A 17,815-nucleotide genomic window follows, 5' to 3' on the forward strand; every position below is an offset into this window, starting at 1 on the left:
ACCACCTAATGCTCTGCCGGCACGAGCTTTATTAGCATTATGAACCTCTAATTTAATATTACACTATGACATAATGTCAGGGTCAACACTTTTAAAAAAATTAAACAGCGTTAATATTCACCTATATTAACACTGTTTTTGGTCACTCTGCTTATTTAAAAAAGGAAAATACTACATATACATAGGATTCTAATTAAATAGCAAAAGTATCATCGGAGGAAATTATTTATTTATCATAAGTAGATTAATTATTTCTATAATAAATAAAAAAATAAGAAGGATTACTAATTTTTTATTCTTACTATCTTGTTTGGCATTAAAGTTATAAGAAAGTATTTCGTCATCATTTATAGAAGTATTTAGATCATTATATTTTACCTTACTGCATTTATTTTGGATTAACAATTTAAACTTTTCTTCATTTTTTACTTTTTCATAAACTACATCTTCAATGTCTTGGTTATCAATACTGAGTCCTTTTTTCTCTAAGAAAATTTCGAAATTTTTATAAAAGTCATCATAGTTATCTTCTATAAGATTAATTTCAGCCAAAATTTTATGTGAGAAAAAATCATATGGATCTAGCTCAATAGCTTTTAAAGCATAATCTCTTGATAATTTAATATTTCCAATCATTTTTTGTAAGTAAGCATAGCTTTTATAAATATTAGCTTTTACCAAGGTTTCCGAAGCTTTCAAATTTATCTTAATTGCCTTAGATAGATATTCATGGGCTTTAGCATATTCTTCTAATTTAATATATATAGTACCTAAATTGTTATATGCAGTGCAGAGACTTTTTGATTTGCCTAAAAATTCTCCACTTACAAGCTCAATTGCTCTGTTTAAGTTCTCTATAGCTCTTTCGTATTCGTTTGTATGTAAATAGAACCATCCCAGGTTTGTATATGCAGCGCTAGATTTAGGTTTTAGCTCTACTGCCTTTGAAAAGTACTTAAGTGCTTTGTCATATTGTTTAAGCTCAGTATATACAACACCAACTTTTACAATATTAATTAATGGAAGCTTTTTAATTTTACAGGATTCCACTAAGTCCTGTAAGGCTAAATCAAATTTTCTTATTCTTAAATAAACCATTCCTCTATAAGCTAAAGGCAAGGCTCTTATAGTTTTATTTGAACTCTCTAATAATCTTGAAAAATGCTCTATTGCTTTTTCAGAATTGCCTCTATTTACAAGATAAGCACCCTTATTTATAGCTTTAAAGTTTCTAACAGTCATATAGATTATTATTAATGAAAAGATTAAAAGTACAGTTAAAAATCCCCAAAATGCAAACTCACTTTTTTTATAGGCGATTATAATAATTACAAACATTAACGCATAAAGCGCAAGAAATGATCTTCTCGTTTCAACTACCTCCTTATATTAATAAACTTGTGTATACTTATAATATATTTAACTTTTTAATTTCTTTTTTTACCAACAGCAGCAAGGTATACTATGAACTCTTCATACCCATCTAATCCTAGAAGTTCATCAATGGTTTTTTGGTCATATATCCCTATAGCACAAGTTCCTGAGCCGATAGACTCACTTGCTAAATAAAGATTTTGACAAATATGTCCTACATCTATTAGAATTTTCTTGTGAGCTGTTATATCAAACTTCCATTCAGATCTATATGGGGTAGTACTCCATGCAAATATTACTCCTGCTTTTCTAGCAAAGTTAGCCACAAAAGGCTGGTCAAGGGTAATTTCATCTACTTTCGTATCTACGCTTTCTAGTTCAAACATGAATAATAGCTTGTGCTCTATTGGGAGATACCTATAGACTCCCTTTTGTAGTCCTTTTACATTTATTACAAATAAATAGGTTTCAAAAGAATGAGTAGCACCACTGCAAGGGACAGTTCTAAGAGTAAGACCTCCCTTATTAGTTCCAGTAATTCCTTGGGTAGCCCATAGTAGGTAGGATAGCTCCTCAAGACTTATTTCTTCTTCACTATATAGTCGCGTACTTCTTCTATTTTTTATGCATTGATAAATATTTTGATTTTTTACAATGTCTTCATTTACCTTCGGAAGATCAACAACCTTAGAGTGCGTGTCATATTCTTTAACACTTATTGGCTGCGGTACTCCTTTCATTTTATCTGTCTTTACATTTTTAAATTCATTAAAATTGGATTTTAGAAAATTTCGTTGCTGTTCATATCTTATACCCATATTTATACCTCTTTATATTTATCTATTTACTTTAATGTTATAACATTAGATATGAAAATGCCAGTAACCTACGTTATATTTGTAATTTTTATGTTTTAAACATATTAATTTAAGGCTTTAAGCTTGCTTTGAGTGAAAAGATTGTACTAGAATGTTCATAAAGAGTGGTTATATAATTAAAAGTATGAGAGGAGCATTTGAATGTACACAGCAGATTATTTTGTGAAAAAATTAGATATGATATCGCATCCAGAAGGTGGATTTTATAAAGAAAGTTTTGTTTCAAGTGAAAATATATCAGATAGAAGATTAAATGTTGTAATTGAAGAATCAAGAAAGCTTTGGACTAGTATATATTTTTTACTTAGAGATGGTGAAGTCTCAAATTTTCATAGATTAAAATCTGATGAAATGTGGTACTATCATTCTGGTTCTTCACTAACTATTTATATGATTACACCTGAAGGAGAACTTATTACAGAAGAACTTGGACTTAATATTGAAAAGGGAGAAAAACCTCAAATATTAGTTCCTAAGGATTACATATTTGGTTCTGCAATGAACAATGAAGGTTATGCTTTAGTTGGTTGTATGGTATCTCCAGGCTTTGAATTTAAAGATTTTGAGTTGTTTGAAAGGAACTACTTATTGGAAATATATCCTGAGTATGAACAAGTAATTATTAAGTTAACGAAATAGAGTACTATAAATTCACCATTATTTAAAAGCCGCATTTATTGCGACTTTTTTGCGTTTATATGACTATTGTTTCTACTGCATTTATAGACCACTTTGCTATATAGTGGTATAATTCTATTGATAATAATTATTGATTATAAAGTAGATTATGAGTAATACAGAAAGAAAGGAACCCTATGGAGAAATTAAAGCTTTTTGAAATGATAAAGATTAATCCTAATACTATAGCAGCTATAGATAATCCAACAGATGAGATGAAATACTTAGCCATTAAAACTAATGGTCTTATGTTAAAATATATAGATAACCCAACCAGGGAAATGCAAGAATTAGCTATGGAAAATAACCCAGCAGCCATTAAATTTATTAATAACCCTACTGAAGAAATGATGATTAAAGCTGTAAAAGCTGGATGGCCGAACTTAGAGTATATTAAAAATCCAACTATAACTGTAATTAATTTAGCTGTAAGTGAGGCTGGATGGGCTATTAGATATGTTGATAATCCAAGTGAGGAGCTTCAACTATTAGCTGTAAGAAAAAATTACGATGCTATAAGGCTTATAAAAGAGCCCTTTGAGAGTGTGCAAGAAGAGGCAGTAAAAATAAGCTATGATGCACTAAGATATATAAAATCACCTACCTATAATACAGAGCTAATAGCTGTAAAAAATAATGAAGAGGCTATTAAATTTATAAACGATTTAGACAAGAAGAAGATACTAGAGTTTCTAAAGATTAATATTTTAGTGATTAAATATGTAATGAAGGAAGTTTCTAAAGAAGAATTAGAAGAAGTATTAAAGGGTGAATTATCAAAGGAAGATGTGGAAGAAAAATATGTAAGAGACTTTTTAAATTATAATACCCTAGATAAGAACAGTGACATTATGGAAATGGATAAGATAATGTTTATTTATAAATATGGAAGTAAGAAAGCAAAGAAAATGGCTGTAGATGAGAAGCTTAAGATAATATAGGAGTGAAATAAAATGAATTTTATAGATACATTAAAAAGTGTTGATCTGGTACTAGCGACAGGAGAAGTACCATTAATAGTTGGTGAAAGCGGAATAGGAAAAACTGCTTTAGCCAAGGATATTGCCAGGGAAAATAATTGGAGTTTAATTGTTATAGATGGAAATCTTCTTAAAGAAGGTGAAATAGGTGGTCTACCTACTATAGAAGCTTATGCAGCAGTTAATGATAAGGGAGAAATGATAGAAAAGAAAACTACTGTATATGCCATTCACAATAAGCTAAGGGAAATTGATGTGGAAATAGCTAAAGGAAAAACAGTACTTTTATTTATTGATGAGATAAATCGCTGTGAACATACAGTACAGCAGGAGTTAATGAACCTAATATTAAATAGAGAAATTAATGGATACAAGTTAAATGAAGGCGTAAAAATACTAGCAGCTATGAATCCTTCAAGTAAATATGGTTCGGATTTTGATTATCAAGTTGTGGATATGGATGCGGCACAAGAAAATAGGTTTGTGTGGCTATACATGGAGCCTGATTATATGCAGTGGTTAGATTGGGCAATAGCTGCAGGGCTTGATCAAAAGGTTATAGAGTTTATTGGGACCTTTCCCGAATATTTAAGTAAAACAAATGAAGATGATATAAGAGCAACCCCAAGAAGCTATGAAAGAATTTCTAAGCTTTATAAAATTTATAAGGAGAGAAGTGCTTCAATACCTAGAGCTGTGTTTTTAAATGTTATAAAAGGAAATGTAGGAAAACTTATTGCCGAAGAGTTTATTAGCTTTCTTGAAGCAGATTACAATCCATTAATATCCTATGAAGATGTTCTTTCAGGAGACTCCCTTAATGAAGCTATCACAGAAAGAGTAAGAAAGGAAAGCCATACAAGACTTTATCTAACTGCAAAGAATATTCTAAAAAGCTTAGATGCAAATGTAAAAAACTATGATTTTGACTCAAGTTATTATGTTAATAGGTTTATTGAGTTACTAAAAATATATCCTGTGGATTTAATGATAGGAATCATGAAGGACATTAAAAATAGCTATACAGAAGTATACAAATATGCCATAGAAAATGAAGCCTTTGTAGAAGCCTTTTTTCAGGCACACAGCTTAATAAGGGGATAACATATGGAAGGTAATTTTGAGAATACCGTAAAAGGGCTTTATGAAAGTGCCTATAAAATTATTGATGCCTTTCTAAAAGAAAACCGTAGAAATAATGATGCCCAAATTACTGTACCTGAAGACTATAAGTATGAGTTCTTTAGCCTTGTAAATAAGGTTAATTTAGGTCTTATGGAAGACAAAGATAATTTCTATGGGTATTTCTTGTTTCAAATGTCAAGAGAGATTAGATTTGATATAAGCAGTCCTACAGCTGTGAATTTTAAAAAGGCTAAATATGTTATATATTTTAATCCCATAATTTTTTTAACTCTTAATATAGAGCAAATGGAAAGTTCAATTAAGCATGAAATACTTCATGTATTATCTATGCATTTAACAAGAGCAAGGGAATTTAAGGGAAGGTACAGCAAAATAGCTATTAATATGGCTATGGATGTAGTAGTAAATAAATATTTAAATAATTTACCTCCTTATGCCACTACTTTAGAATGGGTAAATTTAAATTATTCCTTAAAGCTTAAGCCTTTTGAGCCCTTTGAATATTATGTGGAAAAGCTTCATACTGCTATTGCTTTACTAGAAGAAGACAAGGATGCTGCAGAGGATGATAGTGATATTGATGAGAGCAATAAAGATGACAATATAGAAACTCAATATAGTCCTGAAAAAACACATGACCTTTGGGAAGACTCAAATGATATTGATGAAAAAACACTTAATGAATTTACTGAGAAGTTTGTAAGTAATTCTGAAAAAGGTACAATACCAGCCTATTTAGAAGGTATGATTGCAGCACTTAAAAAAAGCAAGGGGGAACTTCCTTGGAATTTATATCTTCATCGGTTAATGGGAACTATTGAAAGTGATAAAAAGAAGACTATAACTAGAAGAAATAGAAGACAGCCTAATAGACTAGATTTAATGGGAGAACTTCGAAGTCATAAACCACAAATTGCTGTAGCACTTGATATAAGCGGGAGCATAAGTGATGAAGAATTTAAGCAGGCAATTAAAGAAGTACTGGGTATTGTAAAAAATTATAATCATGAAATTACAATTATAGAATGTGATGCTGAAATTAGGCGTACCTACAAAGCTAAATCTATAAATGATGTAAAAGAAAGAAGTAATGAAAGAGGCGGCACTAGGTTTTCTCCAGTTTTTGAATATGCCAATAATAATAAGGTTAACTTGCTAGTGTATTTTACTGACGGCAAAGGAGAAAATGAGCTTCAAGTAACACCTAGGGGATATAAAATTTTATGGGTTATTTCAGGAAGAGGAGAGAAACTTTCCTTAAAGGAACCCTATGGAACAGTTAAGAAGCTGAGTAATATTGAAATAAAAGATGATACACCGGATTTAAAAGATGTTATAAGAGATGGATTTTCAATGAATAATCAGGAGAGAATCTAATAAATAAAAAAAATTGGATAGAATTTAAATTTTCTAAATAAGCTTGCAAAAGGACTAGGATAAGAAATTAATATTGAGCTAAGATAGTATTTAATATAATTACACGCAGAGAGCATAAGTTCTGCGTGTTTTTAATTATTTATCACATGCTTGATTTTCATTACTATTTCTTAAATCAAATGTTTCAATTGGTTCTGGTCCCCTTAATATTTTTCTTTTTATATGTAGATCACCTGTGAAGTCAGTACTGACCATCCATTGAATCAACATTATTTTTCCATCTACTATTTCAATACCTTGTATTCCACTTGCCCTTACGCAGGATCCGTCATTGAAGTAAGGTAATTCATTGACTTTGGGGAAATGTGGTCTATGGGTATGTCCACAGATAATCATAATTTTGTTCTTTTTAATCCAATAACTATATATACGTTCAATTTTATGTATCTTATCAGCACTTCTTACGGGGCTAGCTGGATTTGTAAATCCTATAGAGTGAAGATATCTCCAAAAATATCTTACTGTAAGCCTTGTAAAGTGCCAAAACTTGTCATTCATTCTGTCTCCTTGATGACCATGAACAGTTAGTATTTCCTGCCCTGTATTTTTATGTTTAAATACTACTGATTCATATGGCGTTATTCCTGGAAATAATTCTAATTCTTCCTGATTATAATCATCATAGTATCCATAATAATTCTTTTCTACAAATTTCCTATACTTTAAGCATATATTGTGATTGCCATATAACATGATTAATCTTTTGGAGTCAAAGAACATTTTCATTAGAGAATATACCTCATCATGTGCTAGCCTTATAGGCTTAAAATTAGAGCTTTCCCAAAGTTCATCTCCATCGCCAACCTCCACATAAGTATATCCATTATTAAAATAGGTTTCTAATGCGAATAAAAAGATATTTTGATTTTTTGCAAATTCATCAGTTGGGGTGCTGTCTCCTCTATGACAGTCACTGAAAAAAATATATTTAGAATTATTATCAAAGTATTCAATTTGAGCATTATTATAAGCTTCAGTTAATCTCTTTGCTGCCAACTTCTTTTCTGACATCTTAGAACACCTCATTGAAGTAAAAATTAATTTTTGTATTAATATAAGAAAAATTTCACTTTACAGTTAATTTACCCTTTTATTTAAGAATATATTTAATGTAATACTTATGAAATAAATTGGAATAGTTAAGTCTAAACTGGTATAATATATAAAATTATATGATTTTTGGGGGTGGTTTTATGTATTCGTTAGAAGCACTGACTTTAGGGATTCCTGAGGATGTTGAGAGATATGTAATGTATGGAGACTTTGATTCTGCGGACAGGCTTATTAACATCTACATGAAAAGAAATATTCCAGAGCTGCTTAAAAAGAGACTTCATTATGAGAAAAGAAGAATGAGAAGACTTATTTTGGATTACATATATTCCTTTGATGAGGCACTGGAAATGGCTCTAAAGAAAATAGCGGATTTTAGTAGTGAAGAGCTTCAAAGAATGATGGATGAAAGGTTTGCTGACTGGATATACATAAATGGAAGGGTAATGCTTCATGAAAATTTTTTAGAAACTATTATAAAAGTGGTTCCCAATATATCAGATAGGCTTGTAGAAGATCATGAGGATAAGGAAACAGGCAATACAGATATTCTAAACGATGTTATTGAGGAAATAATTAATAAGGGTGAAAAAAAGTATTTTATACATGTAAAAGCTGGACTAAGGCTTAAAAAGGAAGCTGTAAGAGAAGGTGAAACAATCAGGGTGCAGCTTCCAATTCCAAAGGAAGCTCAGCAAATAAAGAATATAAAACTTATAAATACCTCACCAGAAGCAAAATTTATATCACCAGAGGATTATATGCAAAGGACTGTTTACTTTGAAAAGAAGGTTACAGGTGAAGAAGAGTTTACAGTGGAGTATTCCTATGAAAATCATATTAAATGCAACCTGCCAGATCCAAATATGGTTTCAGAAAAGCAGCCTGATTTTTATACTGATGAAATGCTGCCTCAAATTAGATTTACACCATATTTAGTAAATTTAGCTCATGAAATTGCTCAAGATGAAAAGAATCCATTGCTTAAGGCAAGAAAAATATATGATTATGTTACACAAAATGTTCAGTATTCCTTTATGAGAGAATATGCCTCCATAATTAACATACCAGAATATGCTGCCTACAATTTAAAGGGTGACTGCGGTGTAATGGCACTTTTATTTATAACTCTTTGCAGAATTGTAGGGATACCTGCAAGATGGCAGTCTGGGCTTTATGTAAATCCTACCCATGTTGGGAACCACGATTGGGTAGAATTCTATGTTGCGCCTTATGGCTGGCTGTTTGCAGATCCATCCTTTGGAGGAAGTGGCTATAGAACAGGAAACATGAAAAAATGGAACTTCTATTTTGGAAATCTAGATCCCTTCAGAATGGTTGCAAATTCAGATTTTCAGCAGGATTTAGTACCAGAGAAGAAGTTTTTCAGGGCTGACCCTTATGATAATCAGGTTGGAGAGGCAGAGTATGAAGATGGAGGGCTTTATCAGGAGGATGTGGAATATATAAGGGAAATTGTGGATATTTATGAGATATAAGGTTAATGGAGTGCTCAATAGCTGTAGGAGTCCACTGGGTAATCCTGCCCATTTAATTTATTAGGCTTATAATAATTCAAAGAATCCAGAAAAGTTTTTATTAATTATATAAAATTTTAATATTTTTTAAGGAGGATTTTTTATGGGGGAAATTAATTCAAACCAATGCAGTGAACCTAAATTAGAAGAAACTATTATTACCGAAGAGTCTAATAATAAGTATGACAAGATTGGTGGATGGCTAATTCTTGTTGCTATCGGACTTTGCATTTCAATAGTATTAAATCTTCCTACCTTTATAAAAACTATTAACTCTATTAATTCGAAAGCATGGCCCTTATTAACTACTATAGGCACCAAATATTATCAAGCTGGTCTTAAGGAAGCTATTTACTTTGAAATTATAGGTTTCTTTATTATCTTAATTACTAATTTGTTATGTATTATTTTCTTTTTTAAGAAGAAAAGGTTATTCCCTAAATTGATGATTTCACTTTTAACTTTTAATCTAATTTTTCAAATAACTCAACATATCATAGTTATATCAAATACTTCTTTTAATGCTAATAGTACATTAACTAATTTACAATTAGCTAAACCTTTTATAACTGCTTTAGTATGGATTCCATATTTTATACTTTCAGAAAGAGTTAAAAAAACTTTTATTAAGTAAAGTCACTTAATATTCCAAGAAATATTGGAGACTGTTATGAGATTGTCTGTAAATGAAATAGTCCAATCAAATGACTACAAGTATTATTACAAATTCAAACAATCAGAAGGAAAGTTGTTTCTAAATGAAAATATAAAAAAAATTAGCATCATTACGTACTCCTATTATTTATTCGTCATTGCAACAGTAACTGCGCTATTATTTTTTGTGTTTTTGAACGTATCAAGATTAGAGTTTGTTATGGGAGAACTCGGCATGGCAATTATATTATTTTTTCCTTCTATGGTTATTCACGAACTTATTCACGCTATAGTTTCTATTTTCTTGGGAGCAAGAACTGTGAAATTGGGATTTGAAAAGGGATTAATAGTAACTAAAATAAATAACTTTGTTATTTCAAATATAGAATATATCATAATTGCCATAACACCACTACTGACAATTATATTAATAACATTATTAGTCTTATTAATTACTAAAGGTAATTTAATTAGTGGAATAATATTTTTATTGTTACATTTATGGTGTAGCTATGGTGATATTGCTATTGTAAACTACTGCTGGTTAAATAGAAAAAATAATATTTATGGATTTAGTTCCGAAGACGGTTTTTTTTACTTCTATTCTAAACAAAGATATGGTCAACTATAAAATGTAGATTTAGAAAGGTCATATATTTTAATCAGTTATGCTAATGTTTTAGAGGTGCTACACATGAAGAAACTAGTAAAAGTTGTTGGTGCAGTAATAGAAAATGATAATAATGAAATCTTATGTGCTCTTCGCTCTCCAGAAATGAGTCTTCCAAGTATGTGGGAGTTTCCAGGCGGAAAGGTAGAGCCAAATGAAGAGTTAGCGGTGGCTATTGTTAGGGAAATAAAAGAAGAGCTTCAATGTGACATTGAATGTATAGGAGTGTTTAATAATAATACTCATGAATACGAAAACTTTATAATAAATTTAATTACAATGGAATGTAAGATAGTAAGTGGAATTCCAATAGCTAGTGAGCACGCCAAGCTTTTATGGCTTAGAAGGGAGTGCTTAGAATCACTAGTGTGGGCTCCTGCTGATATTTCAACTGTTACACAATTATTGAAGGAAAAAGTATAGACTTTAAATGGGCTATACTTTTATTTTTGTCAAATAATAAGACCTATAACACCTCTTTATTTAGGACTAGGCTTAATGATTCTCTTTAATAAGATTTGTCTAAATTTTGTATTATTTGGTGATATATAAATAATTTTATGATAATATTGACTTAAGATTCAATCTATATAAAGTTCATATGGACGAAGGGATGATTTGCAAAGATGTTTAAGAAATTCATCTGTGATAATGAATATGAATCATATCTTGATATTCTATTTAATTCACTGGAAGAAGGAGTGCTTTTAAGCAAGGCTATTTATAATGATGAAAGGGATCTTTTAAGCTTCATAATTTTAGGAGTCAATAAAACCTTTGAAAAAATATTTGGGGTTAGCAACGAAAAAGTCGTTGGAAAAACTATAGAGGAAGCATACCCGAATATAACTCCAGAATGGATTGAAACTTACAAGAGGGTTGTAAAATCAGGTGAAAGTGTTCAATCAGATATTTATCTAAAAATATCCGACAGACATTTCAAGGTTAATTTTATTAGTCCGGCGAAGGGACATATTATCACATTATTTAATGATATAACAGATACTATAAAGGCTAATGAATTTCTAAAGAAGTATTTCATTCTTTTCGAGAATGCACACGATATACTCCTGTATCTTAAATCCGATGGGAGCATAATGGATGCAAATAAGACAGCTGTGGACAGATACGGTTATTCCTATACTGAACTTTTGAATATGAATATTCAGCAGCTGAGACATCCGTCAATGGTTGTGGACTATAAAAAGCAAATGGAGGTTTCTGCAGCTAAAGGCTTAGTTTTTGAAGGTGTTCATGTTAAAAAAGACGGTACAAGCTTTCCTGTGGAAGTAAGCTCAAGAAGTATTGATGTAAATGGTGAAATACTGAGAATCCACGTTATAAGGGACATTACTGATCGAAAGGAAACTGAAGAAAAGATAAAGTATCTTGCAAACTATGATGCTCTTACAGGGATTGCAAACAGGGGATTTTTAATGAGGCAGCTTAAACAGACCTTAGAGGTTTCAGCAAAAGAAAATTTGAAGTTTGCAGTAATGCTTTTTGATGTAGATAAATTTAAAAATATAAATGATGTATATGGTCACAATGTGGGGGACGAGGTTTTAAAAACGGTGTCTACAAGGCTTAAAGAAGTGGTGGGGACCGCTGGTATAGTGGGAAGGCTTGGTGGGGACGAGTTTCTTGTAATTCAGACTCAAATTAAAGATGAACAAGAAGCTTTAGCTTTAGCTGACATAATCCTTAATTTGGTGTGCAAGCCTGTCAAACTAATCAGTACAGATTTGGAACTCCGTATTAGCATTGGTATTGCAATCTATCCCGAAGCTTCGAGGGATATGGAAGTACTGATACATTATGCAGACACTGCCATGTATGGCGTTAAACAAAAGGGCGGAAATTCCTATAATATTTATTAAGAAAAAGACTTACTATAAGCCGAAAGAACTATGATTTTCATAGTTCTATTTTTATGCAACAAAGCAAACCTCTAATGGTATATAGAGATAGAGGTGCTATCTATATCACAGAAAATGTGTATATGAGCAAGCTCGTCGTTTCACTCCTCACAAGGAGCCCCGGGGATTGTTAGCAAATTGTTAACAATTTGTTTTGCTACTATGAGTTAGCAGAAAAAAGCATTTTTTAGACCCTATATAGGCCTTGAAAGTGCTTTATATTTTTGTATGTTTACTGGAAAAGGTATAGATTTTATATAATCTATACTTTTTTGCTTTTATGTAACTTTAAAGAGGAATTCAACAATTAATACAGAATATACCATATATAATAATCAATAGAGGTGATTCGACATGCTGAAAGAAGGAGTATACGAACAGCTTATAAATAAAGAATTAAAAGCAAAGCTAAGGGAGTTAAATTTAGATAAATACCTAATAGAAAAGTAGTTTAAGCGAATATGAAGGAGCACACCTATCATATAAGAACTTTTAGTATCCTAAATCATCCAGTTGCAGTTTGAGTAAATTCTTTTTAGAAAACTAAAAATACATTTGTTCAATAAAATAAATGCGTAGATAGCTAGATTTATAAGTGAAGAAATTAGGATTTTGTATATCATTTAAATATTACGTGAAAATATTGTTGAAAATTTAGAAGTGTATTACAATATATAATATATGTGTAAATTTATATCAAATTTATTTTTATTTTAATAGAAAAATATTATTCATTATAATATTTCTATTAAAACCTTTATAAAAAATCACAGTTTAGGGGGGGATTCTAGTATGAAGGATACTATGTGTACAATTGCAAATTTTAACTGTACATTCAATGTTGATGGCGAAAGTAAACCAATGTTAGAGTATTTTCAATCAATAATATTGCCAGCAATGTCTAATCCTAAAATAATGAGAGAAACTAAAAAAGGTGAACAAATAACTGCAAAATATTTTTTATATGATGTGGAGCTAATTGAAATTAGTAAAGGTGAGTATGCATTAATTGGGAAACATGTAAAAAGAGCATTTCTTAGAATTGATCAGGATATTACTCCAGAAGAAGGAATAGTACCTATAGGGGAAACGAGAACAAGCGCACCATATTCAATATTTATTTTACTACTTAGAAACCATAGAGTAATTTATTTTAAAAATAGTGACCAAGGAGCACCTGATATAAGATCCTTTAGCAAAACTGTTAGGGAAATAGTAAGACAATTTTTACGAGGAAAAAGAAATGATTTAATAAATGAACTTAAGAACAGTAAGTTTATATATGATGAAGTAGAATATAAAAAAATTAGGGATTTTACTGAGAAAGTATTAAATAAAAAATATCCTGATTCAGAGATTAACATAGTACCAATAGAATCAAATGAATTAATTGAAGAGAAGTTTAAAGAAATTTATAAAATAAAAAAATTCAACTTATATGTATATAAGTTGAATTCTGAGAATCACTATGATGATTATCTTGACAGTGTATCTAACTTTGCAACTACTATAGGAACAGAAAAAATAGTACAAACTGCTAATGGTCCTAAAAATATAGGCGCGATAAAAAAGATGCTCTCCTCAGCAAGAGGGAAATTTGATTATCTAATTGATGCAATATCTAGAAAAGATGATAAAATAAAATTAAGACCTACAGATGTAAGTGAAAGTATTCCAATTAAATATGACGAAAAGTCTACTGATGAAGATATTGTTAAGAGTGTATATGAGCTTGTCAAAAGTAAATCTGAAGTTTCAAATGATAACAGTGAAATAAATGCATCATTATATAAAGGTAAGCAAACTTTATTTAGTGATTTATTATATAAGTTTAAAAATTAATATTAAAGGTGGTGTGTATTATGGATTCATGTTTTTATAAAATATTGAGAAAGAAAAACAGTATAGAAGCTAATGTATACCACCTTATTTTTAAAGTTTTTATTAACGAGAAAATTAAAGTTAAAACCATTATAACAACTATAATTTATATAAGTATTTCGGCTGGAATATCAATTGTCTTAGAAAGATGTAATAACACTATGAATCTATTTTCTAGTTTACTTACAGATGCTTTTACATTTTCTGTTGGAATAACTAGTTTTCTAATTGCAGCTTGTACTATTTTTTTTACATTAATAAAAAGTGAAACTAGCTATGTATTTTTACTTATAAATGATTCAAATTCAAGAGAGAGTAAATTTAAAACAATATTATATAACTTTATTAAGCCAATTATTTATTTTATTTTTTTGATAGTATACAACTTTATATTTAAAATATCGTATCAGATAGTTATTTCCTTATATGTTAATGTTAATGTTTACTTGGCTATTAAATATATTGCAATATACACCTTAATATATTTATTAATTAGATCTATCGTTGAATTATTATATTTAGTTTATAATATATATTCATTCGTTCTTATGATAAATTTAGAAAATGTTGCAATGAAAGAATTAATTGCAAATGGATTTACATATGAAAAATATATAGAAGATCTTGAAAATAAATTACACTCAAAATATATGAAAAGAAGATATAAATAAAAAACAGTTGGCAAAAAATAATGCCTCCTATTACTGAGTCGTTTAAAGAAAGTTAATCACTTATGAATAATATCTTTCTATGGTAAAACAAATGTATCATAGAGAGATGTTTTTATGTCAAGAAAAAAATAGTAAGAAGAAATATTATTCAAGCATTTAAAGAATGTGACATTAAGTGAACCATCAATATTCATGATATATTGAAGCTCTATCAGAAAGGATTATTCTAGTGTGCTTTAAGGTAAAGTATGGTGTTAGTATAAAGTTACAAATAAGAAGATATTTGTTAATCTGAACAGAGAAAGTTTGCTCAACTATGTACAGATAAATAATAAAGAGAAATAATTAAATTATGATGTGGAATACAGAGCAGTTGTAAAAAATTATATATGATATATAAGAAAAACTGTTGACTTCAATTTATCATCAAGTATAATTTAATATGAACGAGTGTTCTTGTTTGGGAAAATTCATTTAATAAAACATGTAGCAATTTATTCTTAATTTTTTAGGTAATTTTGATGTATCAATTGCTTAATGTATCACGGAGGAAATTATAAATGATTAAAAATAAGTTAACTGTTTTAGATTTATTTTGCGGATGTGGTGGGTTATCTTTAGGGTTTATAAAGGCTGGATTTAATGTTGTTTTAGGAGTAGATCATGATGAAGCTGCATTAAATACATACAGTTATAATCATAAAGAATCAGAAGCATTAAAGGCAGATTTATTTACTGATGATGCAATTGATGATATTGAAAAGCACATATATAGAATTTTAGGAGATGGAAAGAAGCTCGATCTAGTAATTGGTGGGCCGCCTTGTCAGGGATTTTCTCTAACAGGATCTCGTGACATAAATGATTCAAGAAACAAGCTGTATCTTGCTATGGTTAAGACTGTCAAGAGGATTCAACCAAAGGCATTTTTAATTGAGAATGTACCAGGGATGGCTACATTATATAATGGCATAGTAAAAGATCAAATTGTAAATACTTTTACAGACATGGGTTATACTGTTTCTGTTACGCCAAAGCCATTGATAGCTGCAGATTATGGTGTTCCACAAATGAGAAAAAGAATGTTTTTTGTTGGCATTAGAAATGATTTGGTTGGGAAAACTGGTAAAGTGTTTGCCTTTCCTGCACCTACCCATTTACCCTTCAATTATGTTACATGCAGTGAAGCAATTAGCGATTTGCAGAGTAGAGAATATGAGCTTGGAGTGGAAGAGGATGTGTATACTTCAGAACCTCAATCTGTATATCAAAGATTAATGAGAGAGGGCATTACAGTATTATATAATCATGTGGCTACTGCTCACACTGAACTGGTAAAGTCAACTATTGCTTTGGTCCCTGATGGAGGGAACCATAAAGATCTGCCTGAAGGATATGGTGAGAGTAGAAAGTTTAATGAGGCTTGGACTAGATATGCTTCAAACAAACCATCAAGGACTATAGATACTGGTCATAGAAATCACTTTCATTATAAGTATAATAGAGTTCCTACAATTAGAGAAAATGCAAGATTACAGTCTTTTCCTGATACTTTTAAGTTTTTAGGCAATAAAACTCAGCAAAACAGACAGGTCGGGAATGCAGTACCTCCTCTGTTGGCGTACAATATTGCAAAACAGCTGAAAAAGTATATTGAATATGGTGAGAACAAATGATGAAGAATAAATTGAATACTATAGAATTGTTTGCAGGTTGTGGAGGTTTGCTCGATGGATTCGAGCAATCAGGTTATTATAATACTCTCGCAAGCGTAGAGTGGAATGAGAAGCCTAATGATGTTTTAATAAAACGATTAAAAAGCAAATATGGATATCAGGATGCGGAACAGAAAGCTATGCGGTTTGATATCCAAAGAACCGATGAATTGCTTAATGGTTGGATTGATGATCCTGAGTATGGAAGCAGTATTGGTTTGAAAGCTATTTTAGGCAACCGAATAGTTGACCTGATTGTAGGAGGACCGCCTTGTCAGGCGTATTCACTTGCTGGTAGAATTCAGGATAAAGATGGTATGAAAAATGACTATAGAAACTATTTGTTTGAAAGTTATCTAAAGGTAGTTGATGCATTTAAGCCAAAGCTCATTGTGTTTGAAAATGTTGAGGGGATGCTTTCAGCAAAGCCTGATGGAATAAACATTATTGATAAAATTAAACAAGGCTTTATGGGTTTGGGATATGAGCTTATTGATGACATAAGAAGAGTTGCGCTATTAGACCTTTCAGAATTTGGAGTACCACAGCAAAGAAAAAGAGTAATTCTAGTTGGTTTAAATAAGTACTATTTTGGTGAAGGAATACAACAAATTTTATATTCTTTTTATAATGAAACTCTATGTAACTATAAGAGTAAAAAAATATATAATGTTACTGATGCTATAGGTGATTTACCAAAATTTTTTCCGGCTGATGATGAATATAAAATTAAAGGTAGAACATACTCACACAGGCCATTCAAATCCAACATAAAAGATCATTATCCACGATATCATAATAAGCGTGATATTGTAATTTTTAAAGAATTAGCTCAAGATATTGAATCAGGTAGAAATCAATATTCTAATACTAAGTCATTAATAGATCTATATACAGAAAAAACAGGAAAAGAGTCTAATATTCATAAATATAATGTGCTTAAATGGGATATGCCAAGCAATACAATACCTGCACATTTAAAAAAAGATGGGTTAAGACATATTCACCCTGACTCAAGCCAAGCAAGAACAATTACTGTTAGAGAGGCTGCAAGACTTCAGACATTTGATGATGATTTCGAGTTTAGTGGGAATATGAGTTATGATTATGAGATGATAGGAAATGCTGTTCCGCCTAAATTCGCAAAATGTCTAGCTACAGCATTATATGATTTTTTAAACATATAAAGGTTAGTAATATAAATATTTTTTTGTCAATTTA

At 30.3% G+C, this 17,815-nt stretch carries 16 protein-coding genes; 13 read left to right on the forward strand and 3 right to left on the reverse strand.

The genetic code is table 11. The annotated features are described in order from the left end of the window. Positions 1 to 222: 222 nt before the first annotated feature. Together ACJDUG_RS01095 and ACJDUG_RS01100 are read right to left on the reverse strand one after the other, a co-directional pair. Positions 223 to 1,338 (reverse strand): tetratricopeptide repeat protein, encoded by a 1,116-nt coding sequence (locus ACJDUG_RS01095; protein ID WP_406768029.1) that lies wholly within the window; start codon positions 1,336 to 1,338, stop codon positions 223 to 225. Positions 1,339 to 1,427: 89 nt separating this feature from the next. Beyond that, entirely contained in the window at positions 1,428 to 2,192 is a 765-nt protein-coding gene (locus ACJDUG_RS01100) for a SagB/ThcOx family dehydrogenase (protein ID WP_406768030.1), read from the reverse strand. Positions 2,193 to 2,393: 201 nt separating this feature from the next. Between ACJDUG_RS01100 and ACJDUG_RS01105 the strand changes: the two genes are divergently transcribed. The 4 genes from ACJDUG_RS01105 to ACJDUG_RS01120 all read left to right on the forward strand — a co-directional run bounded on the left by ACJDUG_RS01105 (position 2,394) and on the right by ACJDUG_RS01120 (position 6,433). Next, positions 2,394 to 2,891, forward strand: a complete 498-nt coding sequence (locus ACJDUG_RS01105) for a cupin domain-containing protein (protein WP_406768031.1) — start codon at positions 2,394 to 2,396, stop codon at positions 2,889 to 2,891. A gap of 176 nt (positions 2,892 to 3,067) precedes the next feature. Next, positions 3,068 to 3,871, forward strand: coding sequence for a hypothetical protein (locus tag ACJDUG_RS01110; RefSeq protein WP_406768032.1), 804 nt, complete (start codon positions 3,068 to 3,070; stop codon positions 3,869 to 3,871). A 12-nt stretch (positions 3,872 to 3,883) separates the two neighbouring features. Beyond that, positions 3,884 to 5,014, forward strand: a complete 1,131-nt coding sequence (locus ACJDUG_RS01115; RefSeq protein ID WP_406768033.1) for an ATP-binding protein — start codon at positions 3,884 to 3,886, stop codon at positions 5,012 to 5,014. Between the two features lie 3 nt (positions 5,015 to 5,017). Continuing rightward, complete coding sequence (locus ACJDUG_RS01120) at positions 5,018 to 6,433, forward strand: vWA domain-containing protein (protein ID WP_406768034.1); 1,416 nt, start codon at positions 5,018 to 5,020, stop codon at positions 6,431 to 6,433. A 135-nt stretch (positions 6,434 to 6,568) separates the two neighbouring features. On the opposite strand, the gene ACJDUG_RS01125 is transcribed toward ACJDUG_RS01120, so the two are convergent. Continuing rightward, a complete protein-coding gene (locus tag ACJDUG_RS01125; RefSeq protein ID WP_406768035.1) occupies positions 6,569 to 7,504 on the reverse strand; it encodes a metallophosphoesterase in 936 nt (311 codons plus the stop codon). 182 nt (positions 7,505 to 7,686) lie between these two features. Here ACJDUG_RS01125 and ACJDUG_RS01130 point away from each other — a divergent pair, with 182 nt between their 5' ends. The 9 genes from ACJDUG_RS01130 (at position 7,687) to ACJDUG_RS01170 (ending at position 17,781) form a co-directional block, all read left to right on the forward strand. Then, a complete protein-coding gene (locus tag ACJDUG_RS01130; protein WP_406768036.1) occupies positions 7,687 to 9,045 on the forward strand; it encodes a transglutaminase-like domain-containing protein in 1,359 nt (452 codons plus the stop codon). 142 nt (positions 9,046 to 9,187) lie between these two features. Next, positions 9,188 to 9,718, forward strand: a complete 531-nt coding sequence (locus ACJDUG_RS01135) for a DUF2569 domain-containing protein (RefSeq protein ID WP_406768037.1) — start codon at positions 9,188 to 9,190, stop codon at positions 9,716 to 9,718. 24 nt (positions 9,719 to 9,742) lie between these two features. Next, positions 9,743 to 10,369 carry a metalloprotease family protein gene (locus ACJDUG_RS01140; protein ID WP_406768038.1) on the forward strand — a complete coding sequence of 209 codons (627 nt, stop codon included), beginning with the start codon at positions 9,743 to 9,745 and terminating at the stop codon, positions 10,367 to 10,369. Between the two features lie 63 nt (positions 10,370 to 10,432). Further along, positions 10,433 to 10,831, forward strand: coding sequence for a (deoxy)nucleoside triphosphate pyrophosphohydrolase (locus tag ACJDUG_RS01145; protein WP_406768039.1), 399 nt, complete (start codon positions 10,433 to 10,435; stop codon positions 10,829 to 10,831). 203 nt (positions 10,832 to 11,034) lie between these two features. After that, positions 11,035 to 12,288 (forward strand): sensor domain-containing protein, encoded by a 1,254-nt coding sequence (locus tag ACJDUG_RS01150; RefSeq protein ID WP_406768040.1) that lies wholly within the window; start codon positions 11,035 to 11,037, stop codon positions 12,286 to 12,288. An 831-nt stretch (positions 12,289 to 13,119) separates the two neighbouring features. Beyond that, positions 13,120 to 14,169 carry a hypothetical protein gene (locus ACJDUG_RS01155; protein ID WP_406768041.1) on the forward strand — a complete coding sequence of 350 codons (1,050 nt, stop codon included), beginning with the start codon at positions 13,120 to 13,122 and terminating at the stop codon, positions 14,167 to 14,169. A 20-nt stretch (positions 14,170 to 14,189) separates the two neighbouring features. Beyond that, positions 14,190 to 14,879, forward strand: coding sequence for a hypothetical protein (locus tag ACJDUG_RS01160; protein WP_406768042.1), 690 nt, complete (start codon positions 14,190 to 14,192; stop codon positions 14,877 to 14,879). A 560-nt stretch (positions 14,880 to 15,439) separates the two neighbouring features. After that, positions 15,440 to 16,555, forward strand: a complete 1,116-nt coding sequence (locus tag ACJDUG_RS01165) for a DNA cytosine methyltransferase (protein WP_406768043.1) — start codon at positions 15,440 to 15,442, stop codon at positions 16,553 to 16,555. Next, positions 16,552 to 17,781 carry a DNA cytosine methyltransferase gene (locus tag ACJDUG_RS01170; protein WP_406768044.1) on the forward strand — a complete coding sequence of 410 codons (1,230 nt, stop codon included), beginning with the start codon at positions 16,552 to 16,554 and terminating at the stop codon, positions 17,779 to 17,781. Before ACJDUG_RS01165 ends, ACJDUG_RS01170 begins: the two co-directional genes overlap by 4 nt. Positions 17,782 to 17,815 lie beyond the last annotated feature (34 nt).

Origin of the sequence: Candidatus Clostridium stratigraminis (assembly GCF_045310675.1) — a bacterium.
Lineage (GTDB): Bacteria > Bacillota > Clostridia > Clostridiales > Clostridiaceae > Clostridium_AT > Clostridium_AT stratigraminis.